At 71.1% G+C, this 13,339-nt stretch carries 11 protein-coding genes; all 11 read left to right on the forward strand.

Annotated elements, in window-relative coordinates; all coding sequences use genetic code 11:
• Window positions 1–715 precede the first annotated feature (715 nt).
• The 11 genes from D9C15_RS18265 to D9C15_RS18315 are packed head-to-tail and all read left to right on the forward strand — an operon-like array spanning window position 716 to window position 13,335.
• Complete coding sequence (locus tag D9C15_RS18265) at window positions 716–2,452, forward strand: IlvD/Edd family dehydratase (RefSeq protein ID WP_127999881.1); 1,737 nt, start codon at window positions 716–718, stop codon at window positions 2,450–2,452.
• A 9-nt stretch (window positions 2,453–2,461) separates the two neighbouring features.
• Window positions 2,462–3,259: an HpcH/HpaI aldolase family protein gene (locus D9C15_RS18270; protein ID WP_127999883.1), complete on the forward strand. Its 798-nt coding sequence runs from the start codon at window positions 2,462–2,464 to the stop codon at window positions 3,257–3,259.
• Window positions 3,259–4,323, forward strand: coding sequence for an ABC transporter ATP-binding protein (locus D9C15_RS18275; RefSeq protein WP_127999885.1), 1,065 nt, complete (start codon window positions 3,259–3,261; stop codon window positions 4,321–4,323). The genes D9C15_RS18270 and D9C15_RS18275 overlap by 1 nt, the downstream gene beginning before the upstream one ends.
• Window positions 4,324–4,357: 34 nt before the next feature.
• On the forward strand, window positions 4,358–5,623 hold the full coding sequence (locus D9C15_RS18280; protein ID WP_127999887.1) for an ABC transporter substrate-binding protein: 1,266 nt from the start codon (window positions 4,358–4,360) through the stop codon (window positions 5,621–5,623).
• A gap of 13 nt (window positions 5,624–5,636) precedes the next feature.
• Window positions 5,637–6,527, forward strand: a complete 891-nt coding sequence (locus D9C15_RS18285; protein WP_127999888.1) for a carbohydrate ABC transporter permease — start codon at window positions 5,637–5,639, stop codon at window positions 6,525–6,527.
• Window positions 6,524–7,354: a carbohydrate ABC transporter permease gene (locus D9C15_RS18290; RefSeq protein ID WP_127999890.1), complete on the forward strand. Its 831-nt coding sequence runs from the start codon at window positions 6,524–6,526 to the stop codon at window positions 7,352–7,354. Before D9C15_RS18285 ends, D9C15_RS18290 begins: the two co-directional genes overlap by 4 nt.
• A 28-nt stretch (window positions 7,355–7,382) precedes the next feature.
• A complete protein-coding gene (locus tag D9C15_RS18295) occupies window positions 7,383–8,501 on the forward strand; it encodes a Gfo/Idh/MocA family protein (protein ID WP_127999892.1) in 1,119 nt (372 codons plus the stop codon).
• 17 nt (window positions 8,502–8,518) lie between these two features.
• A complete protein-coding gene (locus tag D9C15_RS18300; protein WP_127999894.1) occupies window positions 8,519–9,406 on the forward strand; it encodes an SMP-30/gluconolactonase/LRE family protein in 888 nt (295 codons plus the stop codon).
• Window positions 9,403–10,188, forward strand: coding sequence for an SDR family NAD(P)-dependent oxidoreductase (locus D9C15_RS18305; protein ID WP_127999895.1), 786 nt, complete (start codon window positions 9,403–9,405; stop codon window positions 10,186–10,188). Before D9C15_RS18300 ends, D9C15_RS18305 begins: the two co-directional genes overlap by 4 nt.
• Window positions 10,189–10,205: 17 nt before the next feature.
• On the forward strand, window positions 10,206–11,834 hold the full coding sequence (locus D9C15_RS18310; RefSeq protein WP_127999897.1) for a glycerol-3-phosphate dehydrogenase/oxidase: 1,629 nt from the start codon (window positions 10,206–10,208) through the stop codon (window positions 11,832–11,834).
• Window positions 11,835–11,856: 22 nt separating this feature from the next.
• On the forward strand, window positions 11,857–13,335 hold the full coding sequence (locus tag D9C15_RS18315) for an NAD-dependent succinate-semialdehyde dehydrogenase (protein ID WP_127999899.1): 1,479 nt from the start codon (window positions 11,857–11,859) through the stop codon (window positions 13,333–13,335).
• Window positions 13,336–13,339: the final 4 nt, after the last annotated feature.

Here is a 13,339-nt window from a genome sequence, read left to right on the forward strand (position 1 = left end):
TGTGCCATTGCCCGCGATTCGAGTACCTGCCATGGGTCGGAGCGCGGCGAAGCGGTCCATGGTCGACCGTCAAGTCGGTCCCGGTGTGACATCACGGGCGGTGCATCGATCCGCAGCCGCGCCGCGGTGAACCTGTTTGCGCCGAGAGGGGGCGGCCGGCATCGGGAGTCGACCGGTCGCGACGCACTGGAGAGAAGCGCTCGGGTCGGCACCCCCGAAGTCGGCTCGGCAGTTCGAGCTGCCCGCCAAGCCGCAAAGGAGGATGACGGGCCGCCGTCGGCGGCACCGGCCATTCGAGCGCCGGGCTTGCCGCGGGCAGTTCCACGACGCCACCGGCATTCGGCAAGGGAAGCCGAACGTCTCAGTTCATCCTTGCGTTGCCATCCGCGCATCGGTTGCGAGCTGTGCCGCAGTGCCCAGCGGACCCTGCGCGTTGGGCAGACCCGTGTCATGTGATCCGGCGCGGCCATGCCGGCAAGCGCCGGCACACCGAGTGGAGCGGGGCTCGCCCACAGGAGGTCTGCCCGCACCCCGCCCGGAGTGTCAGGTGTGCATCGACAGGCGGCACATCGGCGCACCCGATGGCAGCAACGGCCGGTGCGGAGAAGGAGACCTTCCGACGCTCCCGCGAAGGACGCAAGGGTATCTACCCATGATCGTTTGTGTTCGTTTGACTATGATGTTACCGGTAACACGCAAACAAACGAACGAATTCATGAGCAGACCACTCGCCGATTTGCGCAGCCGCCGCTGGTTCGCCGATGCCGGCATGCGCGGCTTCGCGCACCGCCAGCGCATGCAGCAGATGGGGCTGCGCCGCGAGGACGTGCTCGAGCGCCCGATCGTCGCCATCGTCAACACCTGGAGCGACCTGTCGCCCTGCCATGCCCACCTGCGCGAGCGGGCCGAGAGCGTCAAGCGCGGCGTGCTGCTGGCCGGCGGCATGCCGTTCGAGCTGCCGGCCATGAGCCTGGGCGAGGTGATGGTCAAGCCGACCACGATGCTGTACCGCAACTTCCTCGCCATGGAGGTCGAGGAACTGCTGCGTTCGCTGCCGATCGACGGCGTGGTGCTGCTGGCCGGCTGCGACAAGACCACACCCGGCACCGTGATGGGCGCGATCAGCGCCGACCTGCCGACGCTGTTCTTCGCCGCCGGCCCCATGCTGAGCGACCGGCTGCTGCGCCGCGGCGAGCCGGCCCGCACGATCGGCGCCGGCACGCACACGCGCATGTTCTGGGACGAGTACCAGGCCGGCCGCATCGAGCCCGACGAATGGGTGCGGCTGGAAGCGAAGATGACCCGCGCGCCGGGCACCTGCAACGTGATGGGCACGGCCAGCACGCTGACCTCGATGGTCGAGGCGCTCGGCCTCGCGCTGCCCGGCTCGACCTCGGTGCCGGCGATGGATGCCGGCCACACCCGGCTCGCGGCCGACGCCGGCGAGCGCATCGTGCAGATGATCTGGGACGACCTGAAGCCCTCGCGCCTGCTGACGGCCGGCTCGTTCCGCAACGCGGTGGCGGCGCAGATGGCGCTCGGCGGCTCGACGAATGCCGCGGTGCACCTGATCGCGCTGGCGCGCCGCGCCGGCGTCGCGCTGACGCTCGACGACCTGGACCGCGCGGGCCGCGAGGTGCCGGTCCTGGCGAACCTGTTCCCGAGCGGCGACCGGCTGATGGAGGACTTCCACTACGCCGGCGGCATGCCCGCGCTGCTGAACCGCATCCGGCCGCATCTCTGCCTCGACGCGCTGACCGTCACCGGCCGCACGCTGGGCGAGAACATCGCTGGCCGCGACAGCCTGGACGACGAGGTGATCCGCCCGCTCGAGCGCCCGGTCAGCGCCTCGGGCGCGCTGGCGGTGCTCAAGGGCAACCTCGCGCCGCAGGGCGCGGTGATCAAGGCCAGCGCGGCGAGCCCGAAGTTCTTCCGCCACCGCGGCCGCGCGCTGGTGTTCGACTCGCCCGCCGAGATGAACGCCCGCTGCGCCGACCTCGAGCTCGACGTCGACGAGAACACCGTGCTGGTGCTGCGCCACGCCGGCCCGGTGGGCGCGCCGGGCATGCCGGAATGGGGCGGTCTGCCGATCCCGAAGAAGCTGCTGCTGCAGGGCGTGCGCGACATGGTGCGCATCTCCGACGCGCGCATGAGCGGCACCCACTACGGCAGCTGCATCCTGCACGTCAGCCCGGAGGCGGCAGTGGGCGGGCCGCTCGCGCTGGTGCGCAGCGGCGACGAGATCTCGCTCGACCTCGAGGCACGCACGCTGCAGCTGCACGTGGACGAGGCCGAACTCGCCGCGCGCCGCGCCGCCTGGCGCGCCCCCGAGCGCGCCGCCACGCGCGGCTACACCAAGCTCTACCAAGACCACGTCACGCAGGCCCACGAGGGCTGCGACTTCGACTTCCTGCAAGGCCCGCCGACGACGGCCGAACCCTCCATCTACTGATCACGAGACATGAACAGCTTCAAGCAACTGCTGAACGAGACCGGCGCGACAGCGCCGATGGGCACCTGGATCATGTCGGCCAGCCCGATCGTCGCCGAGGCGATCGGCCATGCCGGTTTCCGCTGGGGCGTGCTCGACATGGAGCACACGCCGATCGACCTGATGGGCCTGGTGCACCTGCTGCAGGCCGTCGCCGGCACGCGGCTCGAGCCGGTGGTGCGCGTGCCCTGGAACGACACCGTCACGATCAAGCGTGTGCTCGACGCCGGCGCGAAGACGCTGCTGATCCCGTTCGTGCAGGACGCCGACGAGGCACGCGCCGCCGTCGCCGCGACGCGCTACCCGCCGCAGGGCGTGCGCGGCCTGGCCGCGATGGGCCGCGCCTCGCGCTTCGGCACCGTGCCCGACTTCGCCGCCACCGAGAACACCCGCATCGGCGTGATCGTCCAGCTGGAGACGCCGGAGGCCGTCGCGCGGCTGGAGGAGATCGCCGCGGTCGAGGGCGTCGACGCACTCTTCATCGGCCCGGGCGACCTCTCCGCCACGATGGGCCATGTCGGCCAGCTGATGCATCCCGAGGTGCTCGCCCTCACGGCCGATGCCGTGCGGCGGGCCCGCGCCGTGGGCAAGCCCATCGGCACGGTCGGCGGCACGCCGGAGGTCGTCGCGCGCTACCGCGAGATGGGCTTCACCTTCCTCGCGATCGCCTCCGACCTCGGCCTGCTGATGCGCAGCGCCCAGGCCACGCTCGCCGCCGTTCAACCCCAGGCCGCGCCCGCGCCGGCCGCTTCCACTGGAGCCTACTGATGGCCGCCGTCGAACTCCGCCAGGTCGTCAAGTCGTATGACGGCAAATCCAACGTCATCCACGGCATCGACCTGGAGATCCGCCAGGGCGAGTTCTGCGTCTTCGTCGGGCCCTCGGGCTGCGGCAAGAGCACGCTGCTGCGCATGATCGCCGGGCTGGAGACCATCAGCGGCGGCGAGGTGCGCATCGGCGGCCAGGTGGTCAACGACAAGCCGCCGCGCTCGCGCGACATCGCGATGGTCTTCCAGGACTACGCGCTGTATCCGCACAAGACGCTGTACGACAACATGGCCTTCGGCCTGCGGCTGCGCAAGACGCCCGAAGACGAGATCAAGCGCCGCGTGATGGACGCGGCGAAGCTGCTGCGCATCGATCACATGCTCGAGCGGCGCCCGGCGGCCCTGTCGGGCGGCCAGCGCCAGCGCGTGGCAATCGGCCGCGCGATCGTGCGCCAGCCCGAGGTGTTCCTGTTCGACGAGCCGCTGTCCAACCTCGACGCGCAGCTGCGCGGCGAGATGCGCAGCGAGATCAAGCGCCTGCACCAGCGCCTGGGCGCCACGATGATCTACGTGACGCACGACCAGGTCGAGGCGATGACGCTGGCCGACCGCATCGCGGTGCTGAGCGCCGGCCGCAAGATGCAGTACGACACGCCGGACACGATCTACAACCGCCCGGCTGCGTTGTTCGTCGCCGGCTTCACCGGCGCGCCGCCGATGAACCTGGTCGACGTCGCCGTGCACGACGGCCAGGCCGACCTGGGCGGCCTGCGCCTGCCGCTGCCACGCCCGCTGGCCGCGCGCGGCGGGGCCTGCAAGCTCGGCGTGCGCCCCGAGAACCTGCGCCTCGCGCCGCAGGACGGCGACGTCGCGCTGCCGGCCAGCGTCGCGCTGCTCGAGCCGCTCGGCGCCGAGACGCTCGCCACCGTGAAGGTCGGCAACGCCGAGATGGTGGCGCGGCTGCCGGCGCAGTTCCGCGAAGCCCCGGGCAGCCGCGTCACGCTGCACCTGAACCCGGCCCACCTGCATCTGTTCGACCCGCAAAGCGGCGTCTCCCTGGCCTGAACCCACAAGGCCGACTCCACAAGGAATCCTCACCATGCGTCTCACCTCCCTTCTCGGCGCGCTCGTCGCGACCGCACTGCTCAGCGGCCCTGCACTGGCTGACACCAAGCTGCGTGTCTTCGTCGGCGGCTCGGGCCAGCGGCCCGACCTGATGCGCAAGCTGTTCGACCAGTACCAGGCGAAACACCCCGGCGTCACGATCGAATCGGAGACCGGCGGTGCCACCTCCGAGCTGCAGCGCCAGTACCTCTCGACGGTGCTGAACGCGAAAGACTCGACGCTCGACATCTACATGGTCGACATCGTCAACCCGGCGCAGTACGCCGGCGCCGGCTGGCTCGAGCCGCTGAACGCCTACGTCGGCGAGCCGGCCGCGGCGATGAAGTCCTACCTGCCGGCCTACGCCGCGGCGAACGTGATCGACGGCAAGGTGGCCGCGCTGCCGGCCTTCGCCGACGCGATGTTCATGTACTACCGCAAGGACCTGCTCGAGAAGCACAAGATCGCCGAGCCCAAGACCTGGGACGAACTGGCCGCCGCGGCGAAGAAGATCCAGACCGCCGAATCCGCTGCCGGGAATCCGAACCTGCAGGGCCTGTCGATCCAGGGCGCGCCGATCGAGGGCGCCGTCTGCACCTTCCTGCTGCCGTACTGGAGCCAGGGCAAGGAGTTCAACGACGCCGGCGGCCGCCTGACGCTCGACAAGGGCGCCGCGGTCAAGGGCCTCGAGCAATGGCTCGCGATGGTCGACCAGGGCGTGATCAAGAAGAACGTCGCCGAGGTGAAGACCCCGGACACGGTCAACGAGTTCAAGGCCGGCCAGGTGGTGTTCGCCATCAACTGGGGCTTCGCCTGGGACCGCTTCAGCGAGGACAAGGACAGCAAGGTGGTCGGCAAGGTCGGCGTGATGCCGCTGCCCGCGGTGGCCGGCGGCAAGAGCGCCACCTGCATCGGCGGCTGGCAATGGGCCGTCAGCGCCTTTTCGAAGAACAAGGCCGAGGCCGCGAAGCTGGTGCAGTTCCTCGCGAGCCCGGAGGCGAGCAAGCTGCTGGCCGTCGAAGGATCGCTGCTGCCGACCTCGGCGGCGGTCTACGCCGACCCGGAGGTGCTCAAGGCCGTGCCCTGGTTCAAGGACGCCGCCGCGGTGGTCGGCGCGGGGCGCAGCCGACCGCAGTCGCGCGACTACGGCCAGGTCAGCGACGTGATCCGCACCACCACCAGCGCGGTGCTGGCGCGCACCAAGAAGGCCGACGAGGGCGTCGCCGAGATCGAGTCGCGCCTGCGTCGCGTGATGCGCTGAAGCGGGGCCCGCGATGAAAGCCCTCGAGCGATTCCGCGACCCCAGCGACAAGGCGCTGGCCGCCATGCTGCTGGCGCCGGCCTTCCTGCTGCTCGCGCTGATCGTGGTCTACCCGATCGGCCGGCTGATCTGGAACAGCTTCTTCGACCTGCGCCTGTCCGGCGGCGGCGCGGCCCGATTCATCGGCTTCGAGAACTACCTGCTCGTGCTGGAGGACCGCGACTTCTGGAACGCGACCAAGAACACCGTGCTGATCACGCTGATCACCGTGCCCGGCGCGCTGGTGGTCGGGCTCGGCCTGGCGATGCTGGCCAACCTGCCGTTCAAGCGGCAATGGCCGGTGCGCCTGGCGCTGCTGCTGCCCTGGGCGCTGCCGCTGGCCTTCGCCGGCCTGATTTTCGCGTGGTTCTTCCACTCCGAGTACGGCGTCGTCAACGACGTGCTGCGGCGCTTCGGCGATCAGGAGGCGACGATGTGGCTGCTGCGCCCGAACTGGGCCTTCGCGGCGATCTGCGTCACGATCATCTGGAAGACCAGCTCGTTCATGGCGCTGATCCTGCTCGCTGGCCTGCAGATGATCCCGAAGTCGCTCTACGAGGCGGCCGAGGTCGACGGCGCGAGCCGCTGGCAGCAGTTCTGGCAGATCACGATCCCGATGCTGATGCCCCCGATCATCGTCGCGCTGATCTCCCGCACCATCACCGCGCTGCAGACCTTCGACATCCCCTACACGATGACCAAGGGCGGCCCGGGCAACGCGACCGAGACGCTCGCGATGCTGATCCACAAGACCACGATCGACTACCTCGACGTCGGCTACGGCTCGACGCTGGCGGTGTTCATGTTCGTGCTGTCGCTGTTCGTCACCGGCTTCTACCTGAAGCGCATCGGAAAGAACGCATGAACAAGCTCTTCGAAGGGCGCTCGCTGCGCCTCATCGCCGCCGCGATCGTCGTGATCAACGGCTTCTTCCCGGCCGTGTGGATCCTGCTGACCTCGCTGAAGACCGAGGCCGAGCTGGTGAGCAAGCCCATCACCTACCTGCCGCACGAACTGGTGCTGAGCAACTACGTGCAGGCCTTCACCGACCAGCCGCTGCTCAAGTACCTGGGCAACAGCCTGGTGGTGGCCGCGATCTCGACGGCCGTCTCGCTGGTGGTTGCGGCCTTCGCGGCCTACGCGATCGCCCGGCTCAACCTGAGGCACCGCCAGACGATCCTGACCTGCATCGTCGCCTCCAGCATGTTCCCGCTGGTCACGCTGCTGGTGCCGATCTTCGAGACCATGCGCAAGCTCGACCTGCTCAACACCTACACCGCGCTGGTGCTGCCCTACACGGTGCTGAGCCTGCCGGTGTGCACGCTGGTGCTGGTGAGCTTCTTCCAGGGCATCCCGAAGGACCTGGAGAACGCCGCGATGATCGACGGCTGCACCCGGATGGGCGCGCTGTGGAAGGTCGTCGTGCCGCTGGCCGCGCCGGGCGTGTTCACCGCCGGCATCCTGGCCTTCGTCAACGCCTGGGACGAGTTCCTGCTCGCGCTGAGCCTGAACGCCAGCGCCAGCATGCGCACGCTGCCGGTCGGCATCTCGCTGTACCAGGGCGAATTCACCTTCCCGTGGCCGGTGATCTCGGCCGCGCTCGTCGTCGCGATCGTCCCGATCGCGGTGCTGATTGCCGCCTTCCAGGAGCGTGTGGTCGGCGGGCTGACCCAGGGCGGCCTGAAGGGCTGAGCCATTCACTGAATCTCTCGGAGCACACATGACATCCAAGATCCTTCGTTACGGCATCATCGGTTGCGGCAGCATGGGCCGCGAGCACATCGAGAACCTGCGCGCGATGGGCGGCGCGGAGGTCACCGCGGTCGCCGACCCGAGCGCCGACAGCCGCGCGCAGGCCGCGGCGCTGCTCGACGGTCGCGTGCGCCTGTTCGAGGATCACCGCGAGCTGCTCGCCAGCGGCCTGTGCGACGCGCTGGTCATCGCGAGCCCGAACTTCACCCACATCGAGGTGATGCGCGACGCGCTCGCCACCGACCTGCCGATCCTGTGCGAGAAGCCGCTGGTCACGCGGGTCGAAGACGGCGTCGAGATGCTCGAGCGCGCCAGGGGCCGCCAGGGCATCGTCTGGGTGGCGCAGGAGTACCGCTACATGCCGCCGGTGGCCGAGATGATCCGCCTGGCGCACCAGGGCGCGGTGGGCACGCTGCACCAGGTGGCGATCCGCGAGCACCGCGAGCCCTTCTATCCCAAGGTGGGCGACTGGAACCGCTTCAACGCCAACACCGGCGGCACGCTGGTCGAGAAGTGCTGCCACTACTTCAACCTGATGGACTTCATCCTGAAGGAGCAGCCGCTGCGCGTGTTCGCCTCGGGCGGCCAGCGTGTCAACCATCTCGACGAGTCCTACGGCGGCAAGCGCCCGGACATCCTCGACAGCGCCTACGTGATCGTCGAGTACCCGTCCGGCGCGCGCGCCAGCCTCGACCTGTGCATGTTCGCCGAGAACTCGCTCGACAACGAACATGTCGTGATCGTCGGCGCCGAAGGCAAGCTCGAGTCGCTGCTGCCTTCGGGCGTGCTGCGCTACGGCCGGCGCGAGGACTGGGGCCGCCGCGAGGTCTGGGGCCAGCCCTCGGGCACGGCCAAGGGCGTCGCGGTGCGCCAGATCCGCGACACCAACATCAAGTACCTGGGCCAGCACTTCGGCGCCAGCTACGTCGAACACCAGAAGTTCGCCCAGGCGGTGCGCGAAGGCCTGCCGGCCGAGATCCCGCTCGAGGAAGGCTTGCGTGCGGTGGCCACGGGCCTGGCCGCGCACCGCAGCATCGAGACCGGGCTGCCGGTCGCGCTGCGCGACGTGCTGCCGGCGCTCTGGTGAGCAACGGACCCGATTCCGTGGACATCCAGCCCCTTCCCGGCGAGCCGTCGCTGCTCGGCGAGTCGCCGTTGTGGCATCCGCTCGAGCAGCGGCTCTACTGGTGCGACATCCCCGGCCGCACGCTGCACCGCTTCGATCCGGCCGACGGCGCGCACCGCGCCTGGGCCTTCGAGCAGGACCTCGGCTGCTGCGCGGCGCGCGACGACGGCCGGCTGCTGGTTGCACAGCGCGACGGCGTGCGCCTGTTCGACCCGCAGACCGGCACGAGCGCGCCGCTCGCCGCCGCGCCCTACGACACGCGCGTCGCACGCTGCAACGACGGCCGCACCGACCCGCGCGGGCGCTTCTGGGTCGGCACGATCCACGAGCCACGCGACGCCGCGCACGCCGCGCTGTACCGCCTCGACGGCGGCACGCTGGTGCGCATCGCCGGCGACATCACGACCAGCAACGGCCTGGCCTGGAGCCCCGACGGGCGCACGATGTACTGGGCCGACACCAAGGCCCACCGCGTCACCGCCTGGGACTACGACCTCGAGCGTGGCCTGCCGTCGAACCCGCGCCTGTTCGTCCAGTTCGAACCGCCCGCGCCCGGCACCGAGTACCTCGGCCGGCCCGACGGCGCAGCGGTCGACGCCGAGGGCTGCTACTGGGTCGCGATGTTCGAAGGCGGCCGCGTGCTGCGCTACTCGCCGGCCGGCGAGCTGCTGCAGACCCTACTCCTGCCGGTGCGCTGCCCGACCATGCCCTGCTTCGGCGGGGCGGACCGGCGCACCCTCTACATCACCAGCGCGCGCGACAAGCGCCCGGCCGAGGAACTCGCGGCGCTGCCGTGGTCCGGCCGCGTGCTGCAGCTGCGCGTCGACGTGCCGGGACTGCCGGCCACCCTCGCGAGATCCGCATGAGCACCACCACCCTCTATCCCTCGTTGAAGGACCGTGTCGTCTTCGTTTCCGGCGGCAGCTCGGGCATCGGCGCCGAACTCGTGCGCGCGTTCGCCGCGCAGGGCGCCCGGGTCGCGTTCTGCGGCCTGCGCTCCGACGGCGGCCAGGCCCTCGTCGAGCAGGTCGCCGCGGCCGGCCACCCGACGCCCTTCTTCGCCCCCTGCGACGTACGCGACGTGGCCGCCTACCAGGCGCTGCTCGGCGAGGTCGCCGCGCGCCTCGGCCCGGTCCGCGTGCTGGTCAACAACGCCGGGCGCGACGACCGCCACACGATGGAGGAGGTCACCTCCGAGTTCTGGGACGAGCGCCTCGCGCTCAACCTGAAGCACTACTTCTTCGCGATCCAGGCCGTCGCGCCGGGCATGGCCGCGGCCGGCGGGGGCAGCATCGTCAACATGGGCTCGGTGAGCTGGATGCGCGGGCGGCCCAACCTGGTGGGCTACACCACCGCGAAGGCCGGCATCCTCGGCCTGACGCGCACGCTGGCGCGCGAACTCGGCGCACGCAACATCCGCGTCAACGCGATCGTGCCCGGCGCGATCGTCACCGAGCGCCAGACCGCGCTGCACCGCGACCCGGCGGCCGACCAGGCCTTCCTCGACGCGCAGTGCCTGAAGATCCGGCTAGCCCCGGCTCACGTCGCGCGGCCGACGCTGTTCCTCGCCAGCGACGATGCCGACGGCATCACCGGCCAGCATGTGCTGGTCGACGCGGGCATCGCGCAGCAGTCGGTGATCTCGTGAAGCGCGAGGAACTGCCGATGCCCGCCGCCGCCCTGCCGATGGACCGGCCCACGCTGCTGCAGCGACTGCGTTCGACGGACCGCTACGACCTGATCGTGATCGGCGGCGGTGCCACCGGGCTGGGCGTCGCGCTCGACGCCGCGGCGCGCGGCCACCGTGTCGCGCTGCTCGAGGCGCAGGATTTCGCCAAGGGCACCTCGTCGCGCAGCACCAAGCTGGTCCACGGCGGCGTGCGCTACCTCGCGCAGGGCAAGCTGGGACTGGTCCGCGAGGCCCTGCACGAACGCGCGACCCTGCTCGCCAACGCACCGCACCTGGCGCGCCCGCTGCCCTTCGTGATGCCGGGCTACCGGTTCTGGGAGCGCCCCTGGTACGGCCTGGGCCTGAAGATGTACGACGCGCTGGCCGGGTCGCGCGGGCTGGGCGCGACGCAGCTGCTGTCGAGCGCCGAGGTGCGCGACCGTCTGCCCGGCGTGCGCGCGAGCGGCCTGCACGGCGGCGTGCGCTACTGGGACGCGCAGTTCGACGACGCGCGCCTGGCCGTCACGCTGGCCCGCACGGCGTGGCTGCAGGGTGCCGCGGTGCTGAACCATTGCCCGGTCACCGCGCTGCTGCACCGGCGCGACGACGAGGCCGAGCGGGTCTGCGGCGTGCGTGCGCGCGACGCCGAGAGCGGCGAGAGCTTCGAGCTGCGCGCCGACTGCATCGTCAACGCGACCGGCGTCTGGGTCGACGCGGTGCGCGACATGGACCACGCCGCGGCCGGCGAGCCGCCGGTGCGGCCGATGGTGTCGCCCAGCCAGGGCGTGCACCTGGTGGTCGACCGCTCGTTCCTCGGCGGCGACCATGCGCTGCTGGTTCCGAAGACCGCGGACGGACGCGTGCTGTTCGCCGTGCCCTGGCTCGGCATGACCGTGCTGGGCACCACCGACACGCCGCGTGGCGACCTGGCGAGCGAGCCCACGCCGTTCGCCGAGGAGGTGGCCTTCATCCTCGGCGAGGCCGGGCGCTACCTGACGAAGGCGCCGCGGCGCGAGGACGTGCGTTCGGTCTGGGTCGGCTTGCGCCCGCTGGTGCGGCCCGACAGCGACACGCCGTCGACGCAGGCGATCTCGCGCGAGCACGCGGTGCGCATCGGCCACTCGAAGCTGGTCACCGTGACCGGTGGCAAGTGGACCACCTACCGCTCGATGGCCGAGGACGTGCTGGCGCGCTGCAGCGAGGCCGGCCTGCTGACGGCGCGGCCGGCCGGCGTCACGACCCGACTGCCGTTGGCCGGCGCGCCGGCGCAAGGCAGCGTCGCGCTGTCGCAGGCGCCCGGCGAGCACCTGTACGGCGACGATGCCACGCTGCTGCGCAGCCTGCCCGGGGCCGAGCGCTGGCTGTGGCGCGCCGACACCGCCGGCGACGCGCCGCACGGGCTCAGCGAGGCGATGGTGCGCTTCGCGGTGCGCCACGAGATGGCGCGCGGCCTCGAGGACGTGCTGGCGCGGCGCAGCCGGCTGCTCTTCCTCGACGCGGCACGCGCCGAGGCGCTGGCCGAGCCGGTCGCCGCGATCCTCGCCGAGGAACTGGGCCGGCCGATCGACGCGCGCGAACTCGCCGCCTTCCGCGACCTCGCGCAGCGTTACCGCACGCTGCCCTGAACCTGCTGACGGACTTCTCACGATGACTTCACCCGACTCCCCCCTGGCCCGCCTGGCCGACCCGGGCCTGCTGCGCGTCGACGCGCTGATCGGTGCCGACTGGGTCGGCAGCGCCGAGCGCTTCGGCGTCGCCGACCCGGCCACCGGGCTGACCCTCGCCGCCGTCGCGCGGCATGGCGCGGAATCCACACACGCCGCGATCGCTGCTGCCGAGGCTGCCGGTGCCGCGTGGCGTGCCACGCCCGCGAAGGCGCGCGCCGAACTGCTGAAGCGCTGGACGGCGCTGATCCATGCCCACGCCGAGGACCTGGCCGTGATCATGACGGCCGAGCAGGGCAAGCCGCTCGCCGAAGCGCGCGCCGAGGTCGGCTTCGGCGCCAGCTTCGTCGAGTGGTTCGCCGAGGAGGCGCGCCGCGTCTACGGCGAGACCATCCCGACCACCGACAACGACAAGCGCTACCTCGTGCTGCGCCAGCCGGTCGGTGTCTGCGCCGCGATCACGCCGTGGAACTTCCCGATCGCGATGATCACGCGCAAGGTCGCTCCGGCGCTCGCCGCCGGCTGCACCGTGGTGGTCAAGCCGGCCGAGCAGACGCCGCTCAGCGCACTCGCGCTCGGCGAGCTCGCGCGCCGCGCGGGCCTGCCGCCAGGCGTGCTGAACATCGTCACCGGCGACCGCGCCGGTTCGGTCGAGATCGGCCGCGCGCTGTGCGAGAGCGACATCGTGCGCCACCTGTCCTTCACCGGCAGCACCGAGGTCGGGCGCATCCTGATGCGGCAATGCGCCCCGACGATCAAGAAGCTCGGCCTCGAGCTCGGCGGCAACGCCCCCTTCATCGTGTTCGACGATGCCGACCTCGACGCCGCCGTCGAGGGCGCCCTGGTCAGCAAGTACCGCAACGCCGGCCAGACCTGCGTGTGCGCGAACCGGCTCTACGTGCAGAACGGCGTCTACGAGCGTTTCGTCGCCAGGCTCGCGGAGCGGGCCGGCGCGATCCGCGTCGGCAACGGCTTCGAGCCCGGCGTGCAGCAGGGGCCGCTGATCGACGCGGAGGCGCTGCACAAGGTCGAGGCGCATGTGGCCGACGCGCTGGCCCACGGCGCGCGCCTCGTGACCGGCGGGCGGCGTGTCGGCGAGCGCAGCTACGCACCCACCGTGCTGGCCGACGCGACGAGCCACATGCTGTGCGCGCGCGAGGAGACCTTCGGCCCGGTGGCGCCGGTGTTCCGCTTCGAGACCGAGGCGGAGGCGATCGCGCTGGCCAATGCGACCGAGTTCGGCCTGGCGAGCTACTTCTACAGCCGCGACGTCGGCCGCATCTTCCGCGTCGGCGAGGCGCTCGAGTACGGCATGGTCGGCGTCAACACCGGCCTGATCTCGACCGCCGAGGTGCCCTTCGGCGGCGTCAAGCAGTCGGGCCTGGGCCGCGAGGGCTCGCGCCACGGCATCGAGGAGTACGTCGAGACCAAGTACCTGTGCCTGGGCGGCATCGCCGGCTGACGCG

Source organism: Piscinibacter defluvii, from assembly GCF_004011805.1.
Lineage (GTDB): Bacteria > Pseudomonadota > Gammaproteobacteria > Burkholderiales > Burkholderiaceae_C > Piscinibacter > Piscinibacter defluvii.

What these genes read in the sequence shown, in the direction of transcription:
- D9C15_RS18265 (WP_127999881.1), top strand. Translation starts at nt 716, where the DNA reads ATGAGCAGACCACTCGCCGATTTGCGCAGCCGCCGCTGGTTCGCCGAT.
- D9C15_RS18270 (WP_127999883.1), top strand. Translation starts at nt 2,462, where the DNA reads ATGAACAGCTTCAAGCAACTGCTGAACGAGACCGGCGCGACAGCGCCG.
- D9C15_RS18275 (WP_127999885.1), top strand. Translation starts at nt 3,259, where the DNA reads ATGGCCGCCGTCGAACTCCGCCAGGTCGTCAAGTCGTATGACGGCAAA.
- D9C15_RS18280 (WP_127999887.1), top strand. Translation starts at nt 4,358, where the DNA reads ATGCGTCTCACCTCCCTTCTCGGCGCGCTCGTCGCGACCGCACTGCTC.
- D9C15_RS18285 (WP_127999888.1), top strand. Translation starts at nt 5,637, where the DNA reads ATGAAAGCCCTCGAGCGATTCCGCGACCCCAGCGACAAGGCGCTGGCC.
- D9C15_RS18290 (WP_127999890.1), top strand. Translation starts at nt 6,524, where the DNA reads ATGAACAAGCTCTTCGAAGGGCGCTCGCTGCGCCTCATCGCCGCCGCG.
- D9C15_RS18295 (WP_127999892.1), top strand. Translation starts at nt 7,383, where the DNA reads ATGACATCCAAGATCCTTCGTTACGGCATCATCGGTTGCGGCAGCATG.
- D9C15_RS18305 (WP_127999895.1), top strand. Translation starts at nt 9,403, where the DNA reads ATGAGCACCACCACCCTCTATCCCTCGTTGAAGGACCGTGTCGTCTTC.
- D9C15_RS18310 (WP_127999897.1), top strand. Translation starts at nt 10,206, where the DNA reads ATGCCCGCCGCCGCCCTGCCGATGGACCGGCCCACGCTGCTGCAGCGA.
- D9C15_RS18315 (WP_127999899.1), top strand. Translation starts at nt 11,857, where the DNA reads ATGACTTCACCCGACTCCCCCCTGGCCCGCCTGGCCGACCCGGGCCTG.